Here is a 26,343-nt window from a genome sequence, read left to right as displayed (position 1 = left end):
ATCGTTCCTCCCTTTTAATAGATGAATTAATCAACGGATAGTTCATAAAGAGTACCGCTCTCCATTCCGCCCATTCGTCCATTTGACTGATCATTTTGTTTTGATTGTTGGCTGTCTGAGCTGTCTGTTTGCTGATTCGTTTTGGATGTAGAGCTGTTCTGCCATTTAGAAGCAGATACTTCTTTGCCATTTTTTTGAATCCAAGTGAGAATGTCAGAGCTGCCGCCTCTCATACCAGAAAGATAGAAGTATTTGATTTTGCCGTCTTTAACGAGCTGTTTGAATTCATTAAGCGTGAGAATGTTATCAGATCCACTAAATCCACCTAATGCCATAACAGCTTTTCCTGTTTTAATAATGTAAGGCGAAGCAGTGGTTGCATCTGTTGTCCCGAATAGGAATTCTTCTCCCGTATTGTTTTTCTCAAGATAGCTGATCAGCTTTTCATTGACTTGTGAACTCATGCTGCCACTTGAAGTTGCAAGCTGAGGACCAGCCTCTGGCAGCATACTGTTTCCTCCGTAAAGAAGAGGTGTGCTTGCCCAGTATAGGGGTGCGATCAGCATCCCAAGGATGGCAATGAGAGACATGAATTGTTTTAGTTTTTCTTTCCCTTTTATCAAAAGTAGAGAAAGGATCGTTCCAATACCAATGATACCGACTGCAATGCTTAATCCAAGACCGATTGTGCTTGTAAATGTGGATAGGATAAAGATTTCAAATGCGGTTGTGACGAATATCGCAATTGGCAGTAGCCATTTTTTAAAGCCAGTTCCCGTTTGAAACAATTGAGTCATAGACACCCATCCGGCTCCTGCTAATACAGCAATTGGCGGTGCCAGCATGATTAAATAATAGTGATGGAAAAATCCTGCTACACTGAAAAATGCAGCAACAGGTATAAGCCAAGCTAACCAAAATAGTGTTTCTTTTTGTTTTGTATTGAGCCGTCTTCTTTCAAAGGCTGTCGAGAAGAAGAGACCAATCGCACCAAAGAGCGCAAATGGAAGCAGCCAGCTGATTTGATCGGACAGTTCAGATTGGAACAGACGTAATGGCCCTTTTGTTCCTGTTCCAAACATGCCAGAACCACTTCCCATTTTTCCGCCCCCACCATTTGGCGGTCCATCACCATTACCGCCTGAAGGCATATCAGGTGGTGTTGTGCCGTTTGCACTGCTTGGTGGTCCTTGCATGGAAGGCTGTTCCTGACTGGATGATTGGTTTGAATTGTCTGAGTTGTTTTGAGTCCCATTTGATGGCGGCTGAGGCATGGTGGAAGAATTATTGTCATTTTGCTGATCACCCTGCTGTGAAGGTGGCTGTCCCTCACCCTGATTTGTGCCGCCTCCTCCGCCAGACTGTTGACCAGTCAACCGCTGAAGACCATTGTAACCAAAGGCTAATTCTAGTGCTGAGTTCGATTGACTTGATCCCATATAAGGACGATTGTCTTTGGAAGTGAGATCAACCGCTATAGACCATGAAGCAGATACACCTAAAAGAACAATCATCGAAATCATCAGCGATAACAACTTTTTCTTCCATGTCGTTCGATAGGCAATGATGTAAAACAGGACGAGAGCCGGTACAATCATATACGCTTGTAGCATTTTTGTATTAAAACCGACACCGATCATTGCAAAAGAAGCAATCGCCCAAAGCACTTTCTGCTGTTTCACAGCCTTGAACATCATGGCTGTTGCGAGTAAAAGAATAAAGACGAGTAAGCTGTCAATGTTATTTGTACGAGATACAGCAACTGCGATTGGTGTACACGCCATAATAAGCGCTGACAGTCTTGCAGCAGCCTGGCCAAATGTAGGTTTGACTAGGCGGTAGATTAAATAAACAGATCCAATGCCAGCTAAAGCTTGGGGTAAGATCACACTCCAGCCATGCAGGCCGAAAATTTTGGCACTGATCGTTTGCAGCCAGAAGGCGAGCGGTGGTTTATCAACCGTGACATAACCTGAGGGATCGAACGAAGCAAAGAAGAAATTATGCCAGCTTTGCATCATACTTGTGACCGCCGCTGTATAATAAGCGTTCACCGTATCGTCGTTCCAAATGTTATAAATGTTTAAAATGGCAGATAAAATCAATATGAAAAATAAATAAAGATCAAATTTCTGAAAGCGTCTAATCAAAAGCTTGTCACTCCTTTTTCTTAACTTGAAAAAAGTGTAACAAGCAAATATGAATAAACTGTTAATAAAAAAAGGCCAATTCTTTATTTTTCTGTTGAATAAAAACAGCTCTAGAAAAGAGCTGTTTTTTGTTTAAGATGTCATCTTATTTTATGAGGAGACAGGCGGAGTTTCAGTGCTCTCTGCACTTGGTAATTGTATAATAGCGGTCGTACCTAGGCCTTGTTCAGATTGAAGAACGAACGTGCCACGATGTTTTTTTATAATTTGATAAACAATGGCTAGTCCAAGACCAGAGCCGCCATCTTTTCTTGTGCGGGCTTTATTCACTCGATAAAAACGCTCAGAAACATGAGGGAGATCTCCTTTTGGAATTCCGCTGCCTTCATCTGTAATTCTCAATTCAGCAATTTGTTGGTGAACGAATAATTCAATCGAAATCGATTTTCCTGAAGGCGTGTAATGGATGGCATTGTCCAATAAATTACGAACGACTTGCTCAAGTCGATCGCTATCACCATAAATAATACAGTCCTCTTCAAGTTCTCGGTTGAACGAGATTCTCTTTTGACTAGCAATGAATGTCATTTGATCAAGAACATCATGAATAAGCTGCGCAAAGACGATCGGCTCCATCGTTAGTGGGTAAGATTCCCCCTCTAACTGTGCGAGATCAAGAAGGTCATGTACGAGCCGGCTTAATCGTGTGGATTCGTCTTGAATAATCTGCATGCCTTTCTTTTGATCAATAATGCCTTCTTCAATTCCTTCAGCATAGCCTTTCATATAACTTAAAGGCGTTCTCAGTTCGTGGGAGACATTGGCAAGGAACTCTCTGCGATGCTGTTCAACTTTTTCTAAGGTAGAGGACAGTTTATTAAAGGAACGGCTCAGCTGATTTAACTCATCCCCTTTTTTGGTCACAGCCATGCGTTTTGAAAAATCACCAGATTCCATTTCCATTGCAATTTCTTTCATTTGATTGATCGTCCTTACGACTTTATTAGAACTTTTATATCCAATAAAGAAAATCAAAAGCAGGATAATTAAAATAGAGATGCCAAGCGTTAATCGAATTTGAACAAACGGTTCATACACATCAGATAAAGGCATAGAGAGGAAAATGGTTCCTGATAAATCATTTTTGTTTGAGAACACAGGGATGGCAATCCCGAGAATATCTTGATGAAACTGGGGGTGTTCTCTAATTAACACAACTGTTTTCCCCTGAAGAAGCTTTTGGCGTTCTTTAAACGTAATGAGGTTATCGTTTGTATTCGTATCGAAAGGAATACCGCTTGAAAGCTCCATAGGATCATCAGTAAAAATAACACTTGCCTGACTTGAGTCATTTGCCCACTTCATTCTGTCAGTAAAATATGTGTCTTTCCCGTGTTTGTGATAGATTTCTGCCAGTTTCTTTCCTTGTAAACTTAAAGAGTCAATCTGTTTATCTATATATAAGTGCTGGTATAAGTAATAAGTCAGGGCAAGAGCTGAGGCAGCAACGATGCCTATAACGGAAAGGATTAAGAAAAGCACTTTCCTTTTAATAGATAATGGCTTCATTTGTCCTCCTCAAACTTATAGCCGACACCCCAAACGGTCTTAATATACCGTTCCGCTTCCTTTAATTTCAGTCTTAGTGTTTTAATATGTGTATCGACTGTTCTTAAAGAGCCACTAGGTGAGTGTGATTCCCACAATTTTTGATAGAGCTGTTCACGGGAAAAGACTTGGCCTTGATTGAGCAGAAGAAACATAAGTAAATCAAATTCTCTTCTTGTTAAATTGATGGGCTCTTGCTTGAGATAGACTTGTCTGCCATCTTGGTCGATCTCCAAGTCACCAATCATGATTCGACTGCGCTTTAAAGAAAGACCTCTAATTCGTCTTAATGTCGTTTCAATTCTAGCTGCAAGCTCACGTAGACTAAAAGGCTTCATGATGTAGTCGTCTGCTCCAATTTCCAGCCCCTTAATGCGATCCTCTTCATAACTTCTAGCTGTTAAAAATAAAATGGGGATTTGAGAGGTTTGCCTGATGCGCTGGCAGACTTCGAATCCATCCATATCTGGCATCATAATATCCAATACAACAAGGTCAATGGCCTCTTTTTCAAGCTGATGTAAGGCGCCCGTGCCATTATTTGCAGTTATCACGTGAAAGCCTTGTCTTTGCAAAAAGGATCCGATTAACTCAAGCATATCTAATTCATCATCTACTATTAAAATATTCATCTGTTCTTTCATTTCTTTTCCTCCAACATGATAGCATAAGGTCCTGCTGGGATGTTCAGTCGGTTCTTCAACATAAATGTATGTTTGTCGATGACGGATACTGAATTGTCATCTAAGTTACTGACATATATAGATGAGGAATCAGCAGTGATATAATTCGGATTTTGACCGGTCTCAACAGAGGAAAGTAGTTTGTTTTTCTCGGTATTTACTTTATATAGTGTATGGTCTCCATGACATAATACATATAAAGTAGAAGAGTTTTTTTCTGAAAAAAATGCGACTGGCATAACACCTAGTTTGATTTCTCGCTGTTTCTTACCTGTTTTAGGGTCGTAAGCAAAAATGCTCTTATTTAATGTGCCCGGTTTACCGTGTCCTCCAACCCAAATGGAATGCCCATCAAAATGAATGCCAGATGGCCGTTCTAGAACGGAAATCGTTCGTATCTTTTTTTTCTTTTCAATATCAATGACTGAAACAGAATGACTTTTTGCATTTAAAACAAACAACGTTCCAGAAGAAGACAACGCCATAGAAGAGGGTAATGTCCCGGTCTTCACAGTTGCTTTTATTTTCTTGTGCACTGTATCGATAAAATAAACGACATTTTTCTCTGAATCGGTCACAAGTAAAGTGTTGGTATCCGCATCATACGCAAGTGAAGTCAGACCTTTATTCACATCCATATAGTCCGCTGCTGTTCCTTTTTTTAAATTGATTTCTATAAGAGATTGTCCTTCCTTACTTGATGCAATGATCACGTCTTTGTTGATGTGAACAAGATCAGTGAGAGGATGTTTTAAATCAACGGAAGAGACAATTTTATTTTTTTGTAAATCAACGATTGAAAAGGAGGCTTTTTTTAGTTGAGAAATGACAGCAATTGATTGAGAGCTGCCAGGGGGCGTAAATTGCTGGTCTTTTCCGCAGCCTGCTAGGAAAAATAGTAGAGCTGACAAGCATATTAAAAAATATTTCACTCGTTTCATCCTTCTGCTCCTTTGGTGCTCTATTTTCAAAAAGCATAACACAAAAATTGTGAAAAAAAATCGAAGTTATGAATGCTGGAAGAAATGAAAAGAAGTTTTTAGGTGGGGAAGTAGAGGTAAATGAAAGCTGAAATTTCTTTTTCGTTTATTCATATGACATTTTTTCATGAGTAAAAGATCATTTTCACAGTTTGATCATTGTATCCATAATCGGTTACAGTAACAAATAATCATAGCTCCCCCGCCCTAAATAGAGCGAAGGGAGTCATTAAGCAGAGTGTTCAGATGAATGAGAAGTGGGTTTCGTTTTTAGACGATGAGAGAGGAGGAAACCAAGAATACCTGCGCCCATTAATATGATAAATAAAGATTGAAAACCACTTAATATACCAATTAAAGTAGATGAAATGATACTTCCGAAATATCTAAAGGTAGAAAAAATTCCAGATGCAGAGCCGGATAAACTCTGATCAACAGATGTTAAAGAAGCCATCTGCATGCTAGTCATGCCAATACCTGATGAGATCCCCCCAGCGACTAATGTGATGATAAGGAGTGGTAAATTTGGGTAGCTGCTTAGTGTGATCAGCATAACACCTGATAAAGTAAGACAGAGAAATGAAAATCGAATCATTTTTTTGGCACCTTTTATTGGATGGAGCTTTGCCCCGAGTAATCCACTAATAGACATACAGAGTGAAAAGATCGAAAGGAAAATCCCGCTTTGTGTATGAGAAAGCGCAAGTTTTTGCTCCATAAACAGCGGCATAATGAGAAGAATCGCGTACATCACAAAATTACTAAGCATGATAGAAAGGTTAGCGTTCGTAAAGGTACTGTTTTTAAATAATGTCAAATCAATGATGGGATTTGTAACTTTCCGTACGTGTTTGAAAAATAAAGGAATGGAAATGACCGCTAGAACGCCATAGATCATGTATTCGTTTAATAATTGGCTTTTAGTAAACAAAATGAGTGTGGCGATCCCGATTGTTAAGTATAACGAACCGATGATATCTACATTGGCTTGTAAACGCGGATGTTTCATCTTCGGAATCATAAAAACGCCTGTCACAAGTGTGAGAATCAAAAATGGTATATTCACTAGGAAAATGGAATGCCAGTCAAAGCTCTGAATGAGAATAGAGCCGATAAAAGGTCCAAGTGCGGCACCAATTCCCGCTCCAAAACCGAAAAAACCCATAGTTTTAGAAAGCTTTTCATGTGATACTGTTGCTCGAATTAAAGCAATGCTGTTCGGTGTTAATATAGCTCCGCCTGCCGCTTGAATTGATCGGAAGCTAATAAGAAAAGCAAGATTAGGTGCGAAAGCACATCCAATGGAGCCAATCAAAAAGAGTATCACACCGGCTAAATACATGCTGCGGTGGCCGTATATATCTCCCAGCTTACCCGCAATAGGTTGAGTGACTGCCATGACAATTAGATAAATCGTGACCACCCAAGTAATGTTTGATATGGATTGATCGTAATAAGTTGATATGGATGATAGAGCGACTGCGATCATGGTTGAATTGACTGGAACTAAAATAGCTCCAAGCAGCAAAGAATAAATGATCAAGTTCTCTTTTTTAAGATTCAATGTGTTTACCACCTTTGTAAAAAAGAAGAATTTCACCCAATTAAGTGGGGGAAATTCCTCTCATGAAAATGTGTGTGCATGTCTCAATAAAGTCTTCTTTTTGTGTTAAAACAAGCTGAATGTCTTGCTCTAGCTGTTGAATGAAAAAGCCAAAATACGTGCTAATAAATATATCAGCATAGATGTCTTCTTTTCCTTCTAATACACGATGCTGAGCACTCATTTTTTTGAAATAATGAATCAGCATGTCTCTCAATTCTTGAGGATAAATTTTTTCATGGTCTGTTAAATCTTTAAACATAGCGGGTTCTCTCATGCTGATATAGATAAATTCTTTTTTTGAAGTCAAATCTTCAAGGAAATAGCTACCGAGAAATTTTAAATCGGTGTATAAATCGTCTTTAAATTCAGCTTCAAGGGTTTTGGTCGGTGTTGATTTCATTTTCATAATGGCAGCAATCACGCCGCGTTTGTTTTTAAAGTTACGAAAAATTGTCGCTTCACTTACATTCGCTTTTGTCGCAATTTCTTTTGTCGTTGTTTTTTGATAGCCCTTTTCAGACAATAATTCCATTGTTGCGCGAATGATCCGCTGATTTGTTGATTTTAACAAGCATACTCACCTCAGGTTATGAATGTGTTTGCAACAAAGTAAGTATACCGATAAAATCTGTGACCGCCAATATGATCCAAACAGTGACGACTATGCCCGTGAATGCTGATTTAATAACTGGATACGCCCATTGGCTCCATCTACTGTCACGAGGTCACCAGATTTTAGTTTTTCAGTTGCGATCCGTGTACCTAAGACAGCAGGTATCATATATTCTCTAGCGATAATAGCGGAATGGGACAAAATGCCGCCAGAATCGGTGATGACTGCTTTTGCGTCTCTAAATAAGCTGGTCCATAAAGGTGTCGTTGTTTTACAAACTAAAATGTCATCTTTCTCAAATTGTGAAAATTCATCAGCAGATGTAATGACTCTGACTCTTCCGGAAGTAATGCCGCTAGATGCACCAATTCCATAGATTGCATCGTCTGTGTTGTTTTCATTTTCCCTTAGCGAACCGAGCATTCTTTCTACTTGCTGCAATTCAGCTTCAGAAGGCGTTCCTGTATAAGCTGGTGGTTGGATGGATTCATTTTCCTTCATTTCAATTTTTCTTTGCTGAATGATCGAATCGTATGTGGTCGAAGTTGTGAGCGCATTGAGTACTTCATCATCGTAAAGATACCAAAGGTCTTCTTGATGAGGGATCGCTCCTTTTTGAACAAGAAGTTCACCAATTTTTAAGAGATAGAGTCTCGCTTTTGCATCTAACATGGCATCAATGTAAAAGTGATGATCATCTCGAATATTGGCTGCATGGAGTGCAAAATGATAAAGTTCCTCAAATTTTGTTTTAAACGCTTCATCTGTCACTTGACTGATAAACTGTTCATACGTTTCTTGCCTTTTGATCACGGCTTGTGCAAATTCTTCATCAAAATCAGATTGATACCGAATGTTGTTTCTAATGATGTCCAAGACAAATTCAGGATTTTCCACCCATGTTTCCTCTGTGAAATCATGGCTTTTAACAGACCGCCAACCATAGACTTGGAGAAAAGCTTCTACGTCGGAAATGAAGTTTTTTCCTTTATCTGTGTGATTGAGGGCAAATAATAGTTCAGCATTCGTTGAATGATCTTTAAATGCCTGAAGAAGCTCGGAATCTTGAAGAACGTCTTTTGCCAAGTGAGATAGCTTTTGATCTGTTTCAAGAGACTTGTTCATCACACCTATCATCATTTCATGCAGCAGAACGACTTGTGTTTGATCCCCAGTATATGTGACAAGCATGTCTTCAATGATCGCTGATAGAATGACTTGAGGTATGACAATATCAAAATGGTCGTCATACGCTCTTAGATAAATCTCCTTTAATTCTTGAAAGCCATTAATGGCTTCCTCAATTGTTAGCGGTTGAGTGATTTGCTGATCAAGTTTTTCGTATAATGGGAACAAGTTTTGCTTTAAAATGCGATACATTCTTTCGCTTAAACGAGGAAACATTTCGAATAGGCTCTCGTCAAAAACTGGTTCCTCTGACGCTTCTGGCATAGACGGTGAAGAATACAAATGACCTCTATAAAGCTTGATATCTTTAATATTAAGGTCTGGTACTTGATACTTCTCTCCGTTTTTCTTCATCCCGTTTTTTAAAGCAGGTATGATCAAACTTGAAAAAAGAGGACTTGTGGGTCCAGGCATATGATCGTCCATTGAGATCCAGAAGTCTTGCAGCTCTTCAGGTTTCATTTGAAAGGCTGCACCTGAGGAGCCATTTGCTGTATTGGAAAAAGAAGCAGTAATCGGTCTTGCTTGAAGTAAATAAAAAGTACCATCTGACATGCCGAATTCGATATCTACTCCATGTCCATAAAGTTCTTCTACTTGTTTTGTCATTTTCGTGATTTGGATCAATTGATCATCTCGAAGACAAAATTGGCCAGCCATCTCCTCACCTACGGGTTGTTCAACGACGCCCTCTTGACAGGGGACAATTTGCACTTCTTTTGTTCCTAGTGATTTTTCAATAGAGTACGTTTCTTTGTTTACAATAAATGTATCTGGCGTCACAAGGCCGGAGACGATGGCTTCTCCTAGTCCATAGCTTGCAGTCATCATGACTTCGTTTGTTTTTCCTGATACAGGATTCTCACTAAAGATGACACCAGAGATGTCAGAATGGATCAATCCTTGTACAACAACAGCCATGAGCGGCATCTCTTCCTCGTTCTCAATCATTTCTTCCTTATATTCTGTGACTCTTGCTGCGAAGTAAGACGACCAACATTCTTTGACGGCTTGCAAGAATTCTTCATTTGTTTTGATATTTAAATAGGTCTCGTATTGACCTGCAAAGGAGGCGCCTTCGAGATCTTCCGCAACAGAAGAGGATCGCACTGCAACGGACGGATATGTTTTCAACAATGATTGAAATGATGAAAGTAATTCTGTCTCCATTTGTGAAGGAAACGAAGCTTCTGTGATTTTTCGGGCAAGATTTTGATCAGTTGGATGGAAATTGTGATATGAAAGAAAGCTTGCAAAGCTGTTCGTTTTAATAATAAATCCATCTGGAACTGGCAGTCCGTGATTGTTTAATTTAATTAAATTCACGCCTTTTGCCCCTGCGAGTGATGCGGATTCTTCAGCCGCATGAAATAATACTGAATACATGGGAATGCCCCCTTATCCAAATAGCCAATGGTTTCATTTGTCTCTTTTTATTTTTTAAAATGATAGTGCGCACTATCATTTTCATCATAGAATTTATTGGATGTAACTGTCAAAGACGTAAAGACCTATCTTTAGAAAGGGGACGTTTTCACTAATTTTCCTCCTCATCTATATCAAAAGTCTTCAACCGAGAAGAAAAAAGCTGAAATTGAAAACTGTGAATTGTTCATTATGCCAATCTTTACTATAATCAAGGGAGTAGACCATGTAGAGGGAGGGTTTTTGTGATTACAAAAGCCATATTTGCACTTGTTTTTCCTTTCTTGCTCGTTATTTTATTTTCAAAGGTTACTTATAATCATTACGTTGGCATTGCATTAACAGCAGCGCTTTTATTTGCTTCGTATATGAAAGGCTATACAGAAACCTACTTTATCGTAGGATTAGATATTATTTCTTTAGTGGCCGGGGCATTGTTTATGGCCAAAAAAGAAGTCGAAAAAAGAGAGAAGGCTGAAAAACATCATTGATGTGATCCCTCTTGATGAAAAGAAAATATTTTTGATTGCAGGAGCTGTGCTTACGATTCTAGTGAGTGCAGCTTTCTTTTTTGTGGTTTTTCTGCTGATCGAATATCTCGCTCCAAAATGTTCCATACTGAAAGGAAGGTTTCTTTAGAGGGTTATGAGCCACGGCAGAGAGGGTATGGTTGTATTGGAAATAAAAATCAAGTCAGACACGAACTTTAGTTCGTATTTTTGTGTTCTTTTATGATAATATATTCATTAGATAGATTTCGTAACGAAACGGAGGCTTTGATGTGAGTGACCGCTTTGAATTAGTTTCTAACTATCAGCCCCAAGGGGATCAGCCAAAAGCCATTGAAAAGCTTGTGGAGGGCATCCATCAGGGGAAACAGCATCAAACGCTGTTAGGTGCTACAGGTACGGGAAAGACCTTTACTGTATCCAACCTGATCAAAGAAGTGAACAAACCAACACTTGTCATTGCGCATAACAAGACACTTGCCGGACAATTATACAGCGAGTTTAAGGAATTCTTTCCGAATAATGCTGTTGAATATTTTGTGAGTTATTATGATTATTACCAGCCTGAGGCGTACGTGCCTCAAACTGATACATTTATTGAAAAGGATGCCAGCATTAATGATGAGATCGATAAGCTAAGGCACTCCGCCACATCCTCATTATTTGAGCGAAGAGATGTCATCATCATTGCCAGTGTGTCCTGTATTTATGGCTTAGGTTCTCCTGAAGAATACAGAGAGCTTGTGCTGTCTTTACGAACTGAAATGGAAATTGAACGCAATCAACTGCTGCGTAAGCTTGTGGATATTCAGTATTCTCGTAATGATATAGATTTTCAGCGCGGAACCTTCAGAGTTCGAGGAGACGTCGTTGAAATTTTTCCTGCTTCACGAGATGAGCATTGTATCAGAGTGGAGTTTTTCGGTGATGAAATTGAACGTATTCGTGAAGTAGATGCTCTCACTGGAGAAATTCTCGGTGATCGTGACCACGTTGCTATCTTCCCAGCATCTCACTTCGTCACAAGAGAAGAAAAGATGGAAAAAGCGATTATTAATATTGAAAAAGAGCTTGAGCAACAGTTGGAAAAGCTTCGTGAAAACGGAAAACTGCTTGAAGCACAGCGTCTTGAGCAGCGGACAAGGTATGACCTTGAGATGATGAGAGAGATGGGCTTTTGTTCAGGGATTGAGAACTACTCAAGACATCTCACCTTACGTCCGCCCGGTTCAACACCTTACACATTGCTTGATTATTTTCCGGATGATTTTATGATTGTTGTCGATGAGTCACACGTGACCATCCCGCAAATTCGCGCCATGTACAATGGGGACCAGGCAAGAAAACAAGTGCTTGTTGATCACGGATTCCGTCTGCCGTCAGCACTTGATAATAGACCACTCACATTTGATGAGTTTGAAAAGCACATTAACCATATTGTGCATGTATCCGCAACACCTGGCCCATACGAGCTTGAGAAAACGCCAGAGGTTGTGGAACAAATTATTCGTCCAACCGGTTTGCTTGACCCAATCATTGAAGTCCGTCCGATTGAAGGACAAATCGATGACTTAATTGGGGAAATTCATGCAAGGGTTGAGAAAAATGAGCGTGTGCTTGTGACGACTTTAACGAAGAAAATGTCTGAGGATCTGACAGATTATCTGAAAGAAATCGGAATCAAGGTCAATTATCTGCACTCAGAAATTAAGACACTAGAGCGGATTGAGATTATTCGTGATTTACGTCTAGGAAAATATGATGTGCTTGTAGGGATCAACCTTCTTCGAGAAGGCTTGGATATTCCAGAGGTGTCGCTCGTGGCGATTTTAGATGCGGATAAAGAAGGCTTTTTACGTTCAGAAAGATCCCTCATCCAGACGATTGGCCGTGCTGCAAGAAATGCAGAAGGTCGGGTTATTATGTATGCAGACAATATGACGAAATCAATGGACATTGCCATACAAGAAACAAAGCGGAGACGTGAGCAGCAAGAAGCGTATAATGAGAAATTTGGTATCACTCCGCAAACGATTCATAAGAAGATTCGAGATGTGATCAAGGCAACAAAAGTACATGAGGATTCAGAAGAATACGAAACAAAAGCAGCACCAAAGTTGTCAAAAATGAGCAAAAAAGAACGAGAAAAAGTGATCGAAAACATCGAGATGGAAATGAAAGATGCAGCAAAAGCGCTTGATTTTGAAAAAGCAGCAGAATTAAGAGATCTATTGCTAGAGCTAAAAGCGGAAGGATGAATGCCAGATGGCTATGGAACGAATAGAGGTGAAAGGGGCAAGAGCCCACAACCTTAAAAATATTGATGTCAATATCCCGCGCGATCAGCTAGTGGTCATTACAGGTTTATCTGGTTCGGGAAAATCGTCGCTTGCCTTCGATACCATTTATGCAGAAGGTCAGCGCAGGTATGTTGAATCACTGTCAGCCTATGCACGTCAATTTCTCGGTCAAATGGACAAACCAGATGTAGATGCGATTGAAGGACTTTCTCCAGCGATTAGTATTGACCAGAAAACGACAAGCAGGAACCCTCGATCAACTGTTGGGACTGTTACAGAAATTTATGATTACTTGCGTCTATTATATGCTCGAGTCGGAAAACCGATTTGTCCTATTCATGGGATTGAAATTACATCACAGACGATTGAGCAAATGACAGACCGTATTTTAGAGTATCCAGAACGAACGAAACTGCAAGTGCTTGCGCCGATCGTATCTGGACGTAAGGGAACACACGTGAAAGTACTTGATCAAATTCGGAAGCAGGGCTACGTTCGAGTTAGAGTTGATGGCGAGATGGAAGACCTGTCAGAAGAGATCGAGCTTGAAAAGAATAAAAAGCATTCCATTGAAGTGGTGATTGATCGAATTGTCGTGAAAGAAGGCGTGGCTGCACGGTTGTCTGATTCTCTTGAAACGGCACTTCGACTTGGTGAAGGTCGTGTGATGATTGATGTGATTGGACAAGAGGAGCTGTTATTTAGTGAGCATCATGCTTGTCCGCACTGCGGATTCTCTATTGGGGAACTTGAGCCGAGAATGTTCTCGTTTAATAGCCCTTTCGGTGCCTGCTCAAGCTGTGATGGGCTTGGTTCTAAACTAGAAGTAGATCCAGAGCTTGTGATTCCGAATAAGGATTTGACTTTACGTCAGCATGCCATTGCCCCATGGGAGCCTCAAAGCTCACAATATTACCCGCAGCTTCTTGAGGCCGTATGTACACACTATGGAATTGACATGGATATTCCAGTAAAAGATATTCCGGCGCATTTATTTGATAAAATTTTATATGGTAGCGGCTCTGAGCTGATTTATTTTAAATATGAAAATGATTTTGGCCAGGTCCGTGAAAATGAAATCGAGTTTGAAGGTGTGCTTCGTAACATTGAACGGCGCTACAAGGAAACGAGCTCCGATTATATCCGGGAGCAAATGGAAAAATATATGGCCAATCAGCCATGCCCGACCTGTAAAGGATATCGCCTGAAAAAAGAAACGCTTGCGGTTCTCATCAATGGCAAACATATCGGAGAAATGACCGATTTGTCTGTATCTGATGCCCTTGATTTCTATGAGAAAATTGAGTTGTCTGAGAAAGATTTGCAGATTGCCCAGCTCATTTTACGTGAAATCAAAGAGCGCTTATCCTTCTTAAATAATGTCGGATTAGATTATCTGACATTAAGCCGGTCTGCTGGCACATTATCAGGCGGGGAGGCGCAGCGGATTCGTTTGGCAACACAAATCGGATCAAGACTGACAGGCGTTCTTTATATTTTAGATGAACCATCGATTGGTCTGCATCAACGGGATAATGACCGGTTGATTGGGACATTGAAAAACATGCGTGATATCGGAAATACACTGATTGTCGTAGAACATGATGAAGATACGATGCTTGCCGCTGATTATCTCATTGATATTGGACCAGGTGCAGGGGTTCATGGAGGAGAAGTGATTTCAGCTGGAACACCAGAAGAAGTCATGAAGGACCCAAAATCGTTGACTGGACAATATTTATCTGGTGAGAAATTCATCCCGCTTCCGATTGAGAGACGAAAGCCTGACGGCCGCTTCATTGAAATTAAAGGGGCAAAAGAAAACAACCTTAAAAACGTGAATGCGAAGTTTCCTTTAGGTGTCTTTACCGCTGTGACGGGTGTGTCAGGATCAGGGAAAAGTACACTTGTGAATGAAATTTTATTGAAATCCCTTGCTCAAAAACTGCACAGAGCAAAAGCGAAGCCAGGACAGCACAAAGAAATCAAAGGAATGGATCACTTAGACAAAGTCATTGATATTGATCAATCTCCAATTGGCCGTACACCAAGATCCAATCCTGCTACGTATACAGGTGTATTTGATGACGTGCGGGATGTGTTTGCGCAAACCAATGAAGCGAAGGTACGAGGCTATAAAAAAGGGCGATTCAGCTTTAACGTGAAAGGTGGACGCTGCGAAGCGTGTCGTGGAGATGGCATTATTAAAATTGAAATGCACTTTTTACCTGATGTATATGTGCCTTGTGAAGTGTGTCACGGGAAACGTTATAACCGCGAGACGTTAGAGGTCACGTATAAAGGGAAAAATATTTCCGATGTGCTTGAAATGACGGTAGAGGACGCACTTCAATTTTTCGAGAATATCCCGAAAATTAAGCGGAAGCTGCAAACGATCTTTGATGTTGGATTAGGATACATTACACTTGGGCAGCCTGCCACGACATTGTCTGGTGGAGAGGCGCAGCGTGTGAAATTGGCATCTGAGCTTCACCGCCGTTCAAACGGAAGATCCTTGTATATTTTAGACGAACCGACAACCGGTCTTCATGTGGATGATATTGCTAGGTTGTTAAAAGTGCTCCAGCGCTTGGTCGAAAACGGGGATACGGTATTGGTCATTGAGCACAACCTTGATATTATTAAGGCAGCCGATTACCTTGTTGATCTAGGACCAGAAGGCGGTGCTGGTGGAGGAACGATTATTGCCTCAGGAACACCTGAACAAATTGCTAAAGAAGAAGCTTCTTACACCGGTCGATACTTAAAACCGATTTTAGAGCGTGATCGTGAGCGAATGAAACAGTTAGTCAAAGAAACAGAAAGTGTGACATCCTCATAAAGAAAAACCCCTCCGAAAGAGGGGTTTCAGCGTGTAGACAAACCCTCGCATTCTTTGTCAGTCCTGCGTGCCGGTGCTCCACGAATGTCAAATTCGCTCCGCGCCAGTACTCGTCCTTCCTAGACTGCAAAGGTTTTCTATCACGCTGAAAAGAAGACAAAGGGCTAAAATCAAGTTCATTTTAGCCCTTTGTCAACAATCTGAACCCCCTCCGAAAGAGGGGTTTTCCTTTTATTGCACATCTTCCTTTGGCATTAAGTTACTGAGGTGCGTTAAATCCTTTAAAATATGAGTGCTGCTACTATCGAGCAGTACTTTTAAATAACGGATATCACCATACTTCGGATGAGACGGATGAATGGCCTCTAGCTCCTTGATCATATCGCTGTTCATGCTTTTCTGTTTCTGTATAAGGTCTAAAAGCGTTTGCGCCGTGTGGTTAGCATTATGATGATCTGTCAAAATAATTACCCCCTATAATGATAATCACCATCTTTTCAACATATTTTAAAGGGTAATCCATGAAGAATCTACACTTAGGTGCAAAAAGAAATAATTTGTGTCTAAGGTCATATGTAAATCGAATGAGTTTGAAACTTTTTATACGCCATAAACGTATGAGTTAGAAAGGAATTTTCATCATGAAGGAGCGAATATATATGAACAGAGATCAGTCGATCATTGCATCTATTTGTTATTTTAGTGTATTTTTCATGCCGTTTATTGTACCGATCGTGGCATATTTTGTAGTGGATCAAAAGGAAACGAAACGGCATTCGCTGCGTGCATTGTGGTCACATGTTTTGCCAGTCGCAGCGTGTGTGCTGCTGGTTTTTGGAGCTATCCCCTTTTTATTGACGACACAGGCAAGCGACTCACTCGTTCCAGTGTTCACTGTACTTATCTTGTCCTTTTTAGTCGCCATTGGCTTTTTGATCTCTGTCATTTGGAATATCATTCAAGGTATTAAAGTGCTTCAATCCATCAAATCGTAGGAGGGCTTTGTATGAATGAAAAAGAACGCATTTTAAAATTAGTAGAAGACGGGACATTATCTGCAAAAGAAGCGATTACGCTGCTTGAAAAACTAGAAGAAAATCAGTCCATTTCACTAGAAAAATCACCGGCTGATCATACCTTTCATGAAGAAAAAGCTGGCACAGAGAATAAAGGAACTGGTACTGAAAACCTCGGTGCAAAGCTGTTTGGATGGTTAGATTCGGCGGTGAAAAAGGTCAAAGATGTAGATCTTGATTTGAATTTTGGACAGTCCGTCGACGTTGAACACATTTTTCAATTCAAAGACGCAGCACTGTCTCATTTAGATATTCAATTGGCAAACGGCAGTCTCAATTTGATGCCTTGGGATGATGGGGATGTTCGGGCAGAGTGTCATGCGAAAATTTACCGTGCAGAGGATGGAGAGCAGGCAAGACAGCAATTTCTTCAACATCTGGATTGCGGGCTTGAAGGGGACAAATTTTTTATCCGAACTGAAAAGAAGACCATGAAGGTCAATGTCACCCTGTATGTACCACGTATCCAATACGATAAGATCAAAGTCAAACTGTTTAATGGACCGATTCGCGGGGAAAAGCTAAAGACAAAAGAACTGGCTGCAAAAACAACAAATGGCGTCGTCTCTTTTGCCTCTTTACAAGCAGAAAAAGTCGGAATTGAAACAGCAAATGGACAAATCAAACTGGCTGATCACGAGTGTGGTATGATTGAAGTAGAAACCATTAATGGGCTCATTGACCTGCGCGGGAAAAGTGAATCAATTGATGCACAGAGCTTCAATGGGAACATTGCTGTTCAGCTGTCAGATGAGAAATGCCGTTCGATCTATGCAAAAACGACAACAGGCAGTGTGGACGTTCAGATTCCGCGTGCTTGTGCAGTGACTGCAGAGCTGAAAAGCAATCTCGGATCGATCTCTCATGAGCTGCTTGATGCAAATATGATTAAAGAGAAAAATGAAACGTTGCAAAAAGAGAAAATGATCAAAGCCAATCAACAGGCGGAGCACAATATATCCATTTTTGCAGAAACAAAAACAGGCTCAATCCAAGTAAAGCACCAATCAGACAAGGAGTGATTCTACATGAAGAAGCTTTATCGTTCAGCGACAGATAAAAAAATAGCGGGAGTTGTCGGTGGACTTGCTGAATACTTAAGTGTCGATGCATCCCTGCTTCGTATTTTAACGGTGATCATCGGATTTATGACAGCATTTATGCCGATCTTCTTGATCTACTTCATCTGGTATTTTGTTGTTCCGGAAGAAGGCACTAACTAAATGCTTAGATGGATCGTTAGTATTTTCGTCAATGCATTACTTTTAATCGTCATTGCTGGATATTTTGATTCAGGCATTCTGCCAGGCCTTGGTAGTGTGTATATTGAAGGCTTTGGCGCAGCGATTGTAGCAAGTATTATTTTGTCCTTGCTCAATATTTTAGTGAAGCCGTTTTTGATCATTTTAACGCTGCCAGTGACAGTACTTTCACTAGGATTGTTCCTCTTTGTCATTAATGCCATCACACTGATGATGACCTCAAGCTTTATGGGAGATAGTTTTAACATTGATGGGTTTGGAACGGCCATTTGGATGGCTGTCATTTTATCCATTTTCCATCTGCTCATACAGAAAGGAATCGTGGAACCGTTAGCGAAAAAAAGCTAACGGTTTTTTTGTGTGAATTTATATCGTTTCCCCGTTCCATCTGTCATAAAAACCGTCTTCAGGAGACACAATATCCGAAGGGAGGCGGTGCACGATGGTGAATGTGAGCAGACAAATCATTCTTTTGCTTTTTTTGAGCATTCTTTTTTGTTTCAGTCAGCCTGCTTCAGCAGGATCTTTGACACAAACACAAGTGAACATACGAAATAAGCCCTTTTCACCTTTTATCTTTGATCAATTTCAAGTAGATGTCCGTCCGGTTCAAGGAAAAAAACGTGATCTTCAATTTAGGGCATCTATTAGTCAGTCAGAGCAAATTTTGTCTGCAAACTTGTACTATAAACAGAGTGATGAACTAGGATATCGATTGATCCCAATGGAACGATTACCGGGGATGAAACCAGAATTCACAGCGAAAATCCCGACAGATCAGTTGTGGAATCCAACAGTTCATTACTATACAGAATTCCTGACGCAGAAGTCTGTCATCAAAACAACCGAACAAGCAGTTCACTTAAACGGATTTGAAGAGGATCTCTCACAAATTCCTGAGCTATTGATGACAGAAATCGTCGTGAATTCAAAAAACCGCAAAGGCAAGGATGCTTTTGAATTCATCGAGGTGTATAACACAACACATGCACCCATTTCACTTCGACATTACCAGCTTCGCTATCGCAATCCAGCGCAAGGCGTGGAGATGGATGATATATATTCATTTCACACAAGTCCTATCACCATTTCTCCTGGAAAGCCGTACGTATTTTGGCTTAGAAAAAAAGGGCAGGAGCATTTAACGGTAGCGGACTTTAATGCGATGTACAAAAGCCATTTAAAAGAGGGCGAGCAACTATCGGTCATTGAGAGTAAAGGATTGTCCAATTCTAAATCCCGCCTTGTTTCTATCACAACAAATATAGGAGAAGAGGTATCGTCGGCATCCTATCGTTTAAGGCCTTCATTGTTTAGCGAGCACAGATCGTTACTGTTCAAGTATCCAATGGATGGTACGACACAAATGAAGCTGATCTCGAAAGTGGAGGAAGAGCCAACACCCGGAAAAGTGTTAAAAGCACAAATTCCAACTGAAAAAAAAGAAATATCACAAGATGTTCATAAACCTGTGATCGAAGATATGACAGACAATCAACCGATAAAACCAACTGAAGGCATTGAAATGAGGGCAGATGTGCAGGATGATCAGTCCGTCAAAACGGTCAAATTGCGATATCGAACCAATCGTCATGAAGATTTTAAAGAGGTGCTGCTTCAAAAGGATCATAATGATCGGCTGTTTCACTATATTATTTATTCACCTGAGCTCATCGGTAAAGATCGATTGGAATATCAGATTGAAGCGTCTGACGGCGAAAATCAAGCAATGACAATGAAAAAAACAATTGATGTGGAACAAGTAAGCAAAGCTCACGGCCTTCGATTGAATGTAGAAGAAGGAGATACGGTTTCTGGCGTATTTCACTTAAAAGCAACAGCAGATCAGAAAAAAAGCATAAAATTAATGATAGATGGAAAACCGATTCGACAAGTATTCCCTGCACTTGAAGCAGATCCATATCTTGCATTTGATGTCAAAGGGACAAATTTATATTTTAAGAATGGTGTGTCTATAGGTAAGCACTTACTTTCCATTTTTGATGATTCGACAAAAGTGTATCGCACCTATACGATACCAATACCAGAAAAACACTTAGAAAAGGCAGGTCCACAAACGATATCATTCCATGCTGGGACGAAGTCATCGCCGTTTGACCGATTTCCTGGAGAAAATCACGATGATTTTGAATTGAAAAATGTCCAGATGATTTTATCGAATGGAACTCAAATTCTGCCTCTAAATGCGAGCCAGCATGAGGAATGGAAAATGGGCGACGGTGGCAGCGCTAAGAAGGTGAGAGCATTTCAGTTTCAAATCCCGAAGCAAGCATATGCATCAAGCTATATTCAGTGGGATACAAGAAGGCTGAAAGAAGGAGTACATGTTGTTCAGGCTAAAACCGCAGACGAATCTCAATCTGTACGTGTGAAAGTCGATAACACGGGTCCGAAAATCAAGAGTAATATACAGGCAAATGACCAATATAAAGGCGTCTTTACGTTAAAGGCAAAGGTAACGGATCGTTGGAGTGACATAGCGGAGATGAAGGCATATTTAGATGGAAAACCGATCTCTTTGCCTTATCAAACGTCCTCTAGCGAATTAGAACCTGGGGAGCACACATTGAAGATAAAAGCAAAAGATGCCGCTGGAAACAAATCAACTTTGAAAAAGGTTTTTAAGACGGTACATGAACACCCTGAAACGCCAGAGAGAGTGTCAGATAGGACAAAAAAGGAATCATCTAAGCAAACAGTGCTAACCAATGATCCTACTAATGATCAGTTAGATTACTCCTTTTACCGTGCCTATCAATATACATCGCTGCATCCGTCCATGAAGATTTTCAAATATGCAGCGGAAACAGAGCCGCCAAAACATTTAAATGAAACAGGGGAAATGATTTTTTCTGATCGAGAAAGAAATCGCATTGCATTTGCTGATGGTAAATCAGTGGAAACGAAAGATCTACAGCATTTTCCTTATCATCGCTTTCAAATCAAGGTTCATCACGATGTACGTGAAAAGGATGTTGTCGAGGCTGTATGGAAAGGAAGCTCATTATCAGGGAGAAAGGTAACGATGTACGCTTGGAATCATCAGCAAGAAAAGTGGGATAAAATCACTCATCACTTTGCCAAGGATGAAAAGGAATTTTACCTAAAAGGGCTGCTGTCAGTCAGACAGTATATGAAAAATCAAACGTTTGATTTGCTTGTACAAGATGAGATCAGTCAGACGTTAAAGCCTTATAAGATGGTGTGGATGTCTGATACTCAATATTATGCCAGAAGTTATCCTCATATCTTCAAAAAAATGGTCGAGTGGATCAGAGATCAAAGGGACCCATTAAATATTCAATATGTGTTCCATACAGGTGATATTGTGGATGATTCAAAGGATAAGCAATGGAATCGTGCCGATACATTTATGCGTGTGTTAGATCAGCATCAGATTCCTTACGGTGTATTAGCTGGTAATCATGATGTCAGACACAAAGACGGCCATTATAGGGAATATGGGAGATACTTTGGAGCGAAACGCTTTGAAGACAAGCCATATTACGGTGAATCCTATCAAAACAATCGAGGTCATTATGATCTTATCTCTGCTGGTGGCAATGATTATATGATGGTGTATATGGGCTGGGGGATCAAGCAAAATGAGATTGACTGGTTAAATCGAGTCATTTCTGAACATCCAGATCGCATTGTCATTTTAAATTTCCATGAGTATTTGTTAGTGAGCGGCAATCGAAGCCCAATTGGAGATTTGATCTTCCATCAAGTGGTAAAGCGTCACCCGAATATTGTCGCAGTATTTAGTGGCCACTACCACGGAGCCAGTCGAAAAGTAGATGAGATTGACGATGATCATGATGGAAAAGTGGACAGAAAAGTATATCAAATCCTTGCAGATTACCAGTCAGGTCCTGAAGGCGGTCAAGGTTTTATGCGGCTGATCACTGCGGATCAAGAAAAAAATAAGCTTCATTTCACCACATACTCACCCTACTTGAATCAAGAACATTTTTATGATCCAAAAACGTATGGAGATCAAGATGAATTTTCAATTGATGTCGATTTAACACCAAAAATGAAATCCGTTAAAACCAATTATTTTGAATTGAATGTCTACACAAACGTTCTTCTTGGAGAAGTCAAAGGTGTGAAAAGTGGTAAAAAAGCAACCTTTGAATGGAAAGGGTTAAAGCCAAATCAAGAATATTATTGGTACACTGTCGCAAAAGACCGTTTCGAAGGGAAAGCGATCTCGCCTATATGGAAAATTAATACAAAAAATGATGATCAATCAACATTTCTTAGGAAATAAAAAACTGTGCTTTCAGGAGCACAGTTTTATCTTTCCATTGTGTGAGTGAGCTTGTATCGATCCCCTCTATAAACGGACATGACATACTCGAATGGAAGGTCATTTTGAAAATAAGTTGTTCTTGCAATGGAGAGAACAGGGTCCCCTAATGAAATAGACAGCACGTTAGCTTCTTCCTTTGAAGCAACATTGGCTTCAAGCTCCTGCTTGGCATGGGCAATGGTTAGACCTGTGTTCGCTTCTATATATTCATATAAAGATCCAGTTAAATGGTCCTTTGTGAGCTCGCCAGCAAATTTTTCAGGAATATAACTCGTTTCAATAGCCATTGGTTCATCGTTTGCAAGGCGGATTCGTTTTAATTCATAGACATCTTCACTGTTCGACAGCTGTAATGATTGCAGCAAGTGCTCTGGGCATGCGACTTTTTTGAAATCAATCAACTGACTTGAAGCTTTGAGCCCACGTTGACGCATATCTTCTGTAAAGCTTGTTAAGCCTTGAAGCGGTTGTTCAAACTTCTTTCGGCTAACAAATGTTCCTTTTCCTTTTTGCCGGTATAAATATCCTTCGTTCACAAGGTTCGATAAGGCTTGTCTGACAGTCATTCGGCTAATACCAAAGCGTTCGGCATATTCTCTTTCAGAAGGAATGAGTGTATCAGGTGCTAACGTTCCATCCTCAATCTGCTTTTTCAAGTTCTCCATAATCTGATGGTACATGGGGATAGGTGACTGCTTATCAATAAACATGTGAAAATCCTCTCGTGTTTAGCGTAGTGAACCAGCTTCTCGATCAATAAAAATCGTCACATCTTCATGAAGTTTCAGAGCAGATGCAGGGAAGTCTGGGTGAATCTCTGTTCGTTCTAAATATTGTATCACGTCCGCTTTTGATTTTCCTGATGCGAGAAGGAGAATTTTTTTACTTGAAAGAATGCTTGCAATTCCCATTGTAATGGCATGTGTAGGTACCTCATCTATAGAAGAAAAGTACCTTGCATTGGCTTGGCGAGTGTGTTCATCTAATTGGACGACATGCGTCTTTGAGTCAAAGGGAGTACCAGGTTCATTAAACCCGATATGTCCATTTTGTCCGATACCAAGTAGCTGAAGATCAATGCCCCCTAAATCTTCAATGAGCTGATCATACCTTAAGCACTCTTCTTCCAAGTGAGAAGCAGCACCATTGGGGAGGAAATATTGATCTGATGGGAGATCAATATGGTCAAATAAATGACGCTTCATGTAAGTCATATAACTATTTTCATGATTTGGATCAATTCCCACGTACTCATCCAGATTCACTGTTCTTGCTTGTTTGAAAGACAATTGTTCTGTTTGATGCAACTGAATTAACTCTTTATAAGTGTCAATTGGTGTACCGCCAGTTGCCAGACCGAGAACCGCATCTGTTTTTGATTTAATGGTACGTGCAATGAAAGCAGCAGCTGCTTTTCCTAATTGATCTTTATCTGCAAATTCGATGATGTTCATCAGTGTGTGGCCTCCTTTTTTTCATAAACGATTTGTCCATGGCAGATCGTCATCATGAGTTCGCCAGCTTCATCCCAAATGACCAAGTCTGCCAGTTTTCCAACTTCGATCGAACCGAGCTGATGATCGATCCCGAGCTGAGTGGCTGCATTTGTTGAGGTCATTTGAGCAATTTCTGTCCATCCACATTGTGTGATCTGTCTCATACGTTTGACCCCATCTTTCATTTGTAAAATCGATCCTGCAAGTGTTCCATCTGCCAGCAATGCTTTTTCACCGCTGACTGTCACAGTCTGTCCGCCAAATTCGTAGGTTCCCTCTCCAAGTCCTTTTGCACGCATTGAGTCTGTAATCATGATCAAACGTTCACTACCCTTTGCCAAATACGCAAGCTTTACGGAAAGAGGATGTGAATGAATGCCATCTGTAATCAGCTCAGTCAAAAGCTTTTCGTTTGTAAGCGCAGCCCCTGCAACATTTGGCTCACGATGCTGAAATGAACTCATCGCATTATAAAGATGCGTGACATGACGCGCGCCGTGCTTTGCTGCTAGTTCAATCATGTCATGAGGAGCATTTGTATGTCCAATAGAAGGAATGATATTTTTTTCATTTAGCAGGGAAAGAAATGCAAAATCAGTATCTTCCTCAGGTGCAAAAGTGACAATTCGAATCAGCTGATCTGATGCACTCAGCCATTTCTCAAAAAGAGGAAGGTTAGCCTGTGTAATCCATTGAGCAGGCTGCGCTCCAGCTTTATCTTTAGAAATAAAAGGACCTTCTAGATGAATGCCTAAACATTGTGACTGACTTCCAGCCTGCTTTTCATTATAGGGTCTCCACTGTGCGACATTTTTAAGTGCTTGCTCAATCTCTTGATGATTTTGTGTAATGGTTGTTGCTAAAAAGCTTGTCGTTCCTTCTGCGGGTAAGTGATCAGCAAGTGTATTCATGGCTTCTGGTGTCGCATCCATCATATCTGCACCATATCCCCCATGGATGTGAATATCAATCATTCCGGGGAGTAAATAAAAGTTTTCCCGGGAAATATATACTTTTTCATAATTTCCTGTCGGCGGTGATGTTGAAATATAGTCGATCTTGCCATCGCGTAAACCGACAAAACCGTTTTCAATGATTTCTGTCTTTGTCACAATATGAATATTGGAGAGCAATAAAGAACTGCTCATGATTGTGCCCCCTTATTCTCGTCGTTAGATTCAGTTTACCTTTTTTGAGTATAGTTGTCTATACCAGTAAATGTGATGAAACAGGATCAGGATAAAATACTATTTTGGGTTCATCATTGAAAGTGATAAAATAGAGCTGTATTTCTGAAACGCCTGCGATAAAAGGAGGAAGAAGCGTGCCGAAAGTTCGTACGAAGGACATAATGGAACAATTTCATCTTGAACTGGTAAGTGGGGAAGAAGGGATTAATCGTCCCATTACAATCAGTGATCTTTCCAGACCAGGTATTGAAATGGCTGGATATTTTACATATTACCCAAAAGAAAGAGTTCAACTTTTAGGAAAGACAGAGCTTTCTTTTTTTGAACAGCTCCCAGAACGCGAACGAAAGCAGAGAATGATGTCTCTTTGTACAGATATTACCCCTGCCATCATTTTGTCACGAGATCGTGAAGTACCAAAGGAATTGATCGAAGCTTCAAACGAAAATGGAGTGCCGGTTTTACGCTCAAGCTTAAAAACGACAAGACTTTCGAGTCGATTAACGAACTTCTTAGAAAGCAAGCTTGCACCAACGACTGCGATTCATGGCGTACTCGTAGATGTATATGGTGTAGGTGTGCTGTTAATTGGAAAAAGTGGCGTAGGTAAAAGTGAAACGGCTTTAGAATTAGTGAAGAGAGGACACAGGCTGGTTGCAGACGATTGCGTGGAAATTAGGCAAGAGGATCAGGATACGTTAGTTGGAAGCGCACCAGAGCTGATTGAGCACCTTCTAGAAATCCGTGGATTAGGCATTATTAATGTGATGACCTTATTTGGAGCGGGCGCTGTCAGAAGCTATAAGAGAATTACGATTGTTATGAACCTTGAGCTTTGGGAACAAGGCAAACAGTATGACCGTTTAGGACTTGAGGAAGAAAAAATGCGGATCATCGATACAGATGTACCAAAGCTGACCATCCCTGTACGTCCGGGACGAAATTTAGCGGTCATCATCGAGGTAGCTGCAATGAACTTCAGATTGAAACGAATGGGACATAATGCAGCGGAACAATTTACAAGTAAACTTGCCGATGTCATTGAAGACAATGGCCAGGATGAATAGGAGCTGTCT

Annotated in this window: 20 protein-coding genes; 9 read left to right on the top strand and 11 right to left on the bottom strand. The window is 40.4% G+C overall.

What is annotated here, in order from left to right:
- Window positions 1–26: 26 nt before the first annotated feature.
- From NSQ17_RS16715 to NSQ17_RS16685, 7 genes are all read right to left on the bottom strand, one after another.
- Complete coding sequence (locus tag NSQ17_RS16715) at window positions 27–2,150, bottom strand: glycosyltransferase family 39 protein (RefSeq protein WP_326242385.1); 2,124 nt, start codon at window positions 2,148–2,150, stop codon at window positions 27–29.
- A gap of 150 nt (window positions 2,151–2,300) precedes the next feature.
- The gene (locus tag NSQ17_RS16710) at window positions 2,301–3,719 is read right to left on the bottom strand and encodes an ATP-binding protein (RefSeq protein ID WP_138279052.1); all 1,419 of its coding nucleotides are present in this window, start codon (window positions 3,717–3,719) and stop codon (window positions 2,301–2,303) included.
- Window positions 3,716–4,402 (bottom strand): response regulator transcription factor, encoded by a 687-nt coding sequence (locus NSQ17_RS16705; RefSeq protein WP_025208049.1) that lies wholly within the window; start codon window positions 4,400–4,402, stop codon window positions 3,716–3,718. Before NSQ17_RS16705 ends, NSQ17_RS16710 begins: the two co-directional genes overlap by 4 nt.
- Window positions 4,399–5,382: a YncE family protein gene (locus tag NSQ17_RS16700; RefSeq protein ID WP_045033991.1), complete on the bottom strand. Its 984-nt coding sequence runs from the start codon at window positions 5,380–5,382 to the stop codon at window positions 4,399–4,401. Before NSQ17_RS16700 ends, NSQ17_RS16705 begins: the two co-directional genes overlap by 4 nt.
- A 268-nt stretch (window positions 5,383–5,650) precedes the next feature.
- Window positions 5,651–6,985, bottom strand: coding sequence for an MFS transporter (locus NSQ17_RS16695; RefSeq protein WP_138279051.1), 1,335 nt, complete (start codon window positions 6,983–6,985; stop codon window positions 5,651–5,653).
- Window positions 6,986–7,025: 40 nt separating this feature from the next.
- Window positions 7,026–7,598, bottom strand: coding sequence for a TetR/AcrR family transcriptional regulator (locus tag NSQ17_RS16690; RefSeq protein WP_008348201.1), 573 nt, complete (start codon window positions 7,596–7,598; stop codon window positions 7,026–7,028).
- Between the two features lie 90 nt (window positions 7,599–7,688).
- Window positions 7,689–10,214, bottom strand: coding sequence for a PEP/pyruvate-binding domain-containing protein (locus tag NSQ17_RS16685; RefSeq protein ID WP_144679144.1), 2,526 nt, complete (start codon window positions 10,212–10,214; stop codon window positions 7,689–7,691).
- Between the two features lie 284 nt (window positions 10,215–10,498).
- On the opposite strand from NSQ17_RS16685, the gene NSQ17_RS16680 reads away from it, so the two are divergent.
- The 3 genes from NSQ17_RS16680 to uvrA all read left to right on the top strand — a co-directional run bounded on the left by NSQ17_RS16680 (window position 10,499) and on the right by uvrA (window position 15,904).
- Window positions 10,499–10,744 (top strand): CsbA family protein, encoded by a 246-nt coding sequence (locus NSQ17_RS16680; RefSeq protein ID WP_008348197.1) that lies wholly within the window; start codon window positions 10,499–10,501, stop codon window positions 10,742–10,744.
- Between the two features lie 290 nt (window positions 10,745–11,034).
- On the top strand, window positions 11,035–13,020 hold the full coding sequence (uvrB, locus tag NSQ17_RS16675; protein WP_212359828.1) for an excinuclease ABC subunit UvrB: 1,986 nt from the start codon (window positions 11,035–11,037) through the stop codon (window positions 13,018–13,020).
- A gap of 7 nt (window positions 13,021–13,027) precedes the next feature.
- Entirely contained in the window at window positions 13,028–15,904 is a 2,877-nt protein-coding gene (gene uvrA, locus NSQ17_RS16670; protein ID WP_144679146.1) for an excinuclease ABC subunit UvrA, read from the top strand.
- Window positions 15,905–16,135: 231 nt separating this feature from the next.
- Here uvrA and NSQ17_RS16665 read toward each other — a convergent pair whose 3' ends face one another.
- The gene (locus tag NSQ17_RS16665) at window positions 16,136–16,366 is read right to left on the bottom strand and encodes a hypothetical protein (RefSeq protein WP_008348188.1); all 231 of its coding nucleotides are present in this window, start codon (window positions 16,364–16,366) and stop codon (window positions 16,136–16,138) included.
- A gap of 197 nt (window positions 16,367–16,563) precedes the next feature.
- On the opposite strand from NSQ17_RS16665, the gene NSQ17_RS16660 reads away from it, so the two are divergent.
- The 5 genes from NSQ17_RS16660 (at window position 16,564) to NSQ17_RS16640 (ending at window position 22,539) form a co-directional block, all read left to right on the top strand.
- Window positions 16,564–16,899 (top strand): hypothetical protein, encoded by a 336-nt coding sequence (locus NSQ17_RS16660; protein ID WP_008348186.1) that lies wholly within the window; start codon window positions 16,564–16,566, stop codon window positions 16,897–16,899.
- Between the two features lie 11 nt (window positions 16,900–16,910).
- Window positions 16,911–18,002 (top strand): DUF4097 domain-containing protein, encoded by a 1,092-nt coding sequence (locus tag NSQ17_RS16655; protein WP_058336966.1) that lies wholly within the window; start codon window positions 16,911–16,913, stop codon window positions 18,000–18,002.
- Between the two features lie 6 nt (window positions 18,003–18,008).
- A complete protein-coding gene (locus NSQ17_RS16650) occupies window positions 18,009–18,203 on the top strand; it encodes a PspC domain-containing protein (RefSeq protein ID WP_008348183.1) in 195 nt (64 codons plus the stop codon).
- Window positions 18,204–18,590: a phage holin family protein gene (locus NSQ17_RS16645; RefSeq protein WP_007500042.1), complete on the top strand. Its 387-nt coding sequence runs from the start codon at window positions 18,204–18,206 to the stop codon at window positions 18,588–18,590.
- A gap of 94 nt (window positions 18,591–18,684) precedes the next feature.
- Window positions 18,685–22,539 carry a metallophosphoesterase gene (locus tag NSQ17_RS16640; protein ID WP_342467608.1) on the top strand — a complete coding sequence of 1,285 codons (3,855 nt, stop codon included), beginning with the start codon at window positions 18,685–18,687 and terminating at the stop codon, window positions 22,537–22,539.
- Window positions 22,540–22,565: 26 nt separating this feature from the next.
- On the opposite strand, the gene NSQ17_RS16635 is transcribed toward NSQ17_RS16640, so the two are convergent.
- From NSQ17_RS16635 to nagA, 3 genes are read right to left on the bottom strand one after another with little or no spacing between them, the layout of a single operon-like run.
- Window positions 22,566–23,291, bottom strand: a complete 726-nt coding sequence (locus NSQ17_RS16635; RefSeq protein WP_041507821.1) for a GntR family transcriptional regulator — start codon at window positions 23,289–23,291, stop codon at window positions 22,566–22,568.
- A gap of 18 nt (window positions 23,292–23,309) precedes the next feature.
- Window positions 23,310–24,035: a glucosamine-6-phosphate deaminase gene (gene nagB, locus NSQ17_RS16630; RefSeq protein WP_025208039.1), complete on the bottom strand. Its 726-nt coding sequence runs from the start codon at window positions 24,033–24,035 to the stop codon at window positions 23,310–23,312.
- Entirely contained in the window at window positions 24,035–25,225 is a 1,191-nt protein-coding gene (gene nagA, locus NSQ17_RS16625) for an N-acetylglucosamine-6-phosphate deacetylase (protein ID WP_326242375.1), read from the bottom strand. Before nagA ends, nagB begins: the two co-directional genes overlap by 1 nt.
- Before the next feature lie 176 nt (window positions 25,226–25,401).
- On the opposite strand from nagA, the gene hprK reads away from it, so the two are divergent.
- On the top strand, window positions 25,402–26,334 hold the full coding sequence (gene hprK / locus NSQ17_RS16620; protein WP_003212943.1) for an HPr(Ser) kinase/phosphatase: 933 nt from the start codon (window positions 25,402–25,404) through the stop codon (window positions 26,332–26,334).
- Window positions 26,335–26,343 lie beyond the last annotated feature (9 nt).

Origin of the sequence: Bacillus sp. FSL W8-0629 (assembly GCF_038593225.1) — a bacterium.
Taxonomy (GTDB): Bacteria; Bacillota; Bacilli; order Bacillales; family Bacillaceae; genus Bacillus; species Bacillus altitudinis.
This window is presented reverse-complemented; position numbering and strand designations above follow the sequence as displayed.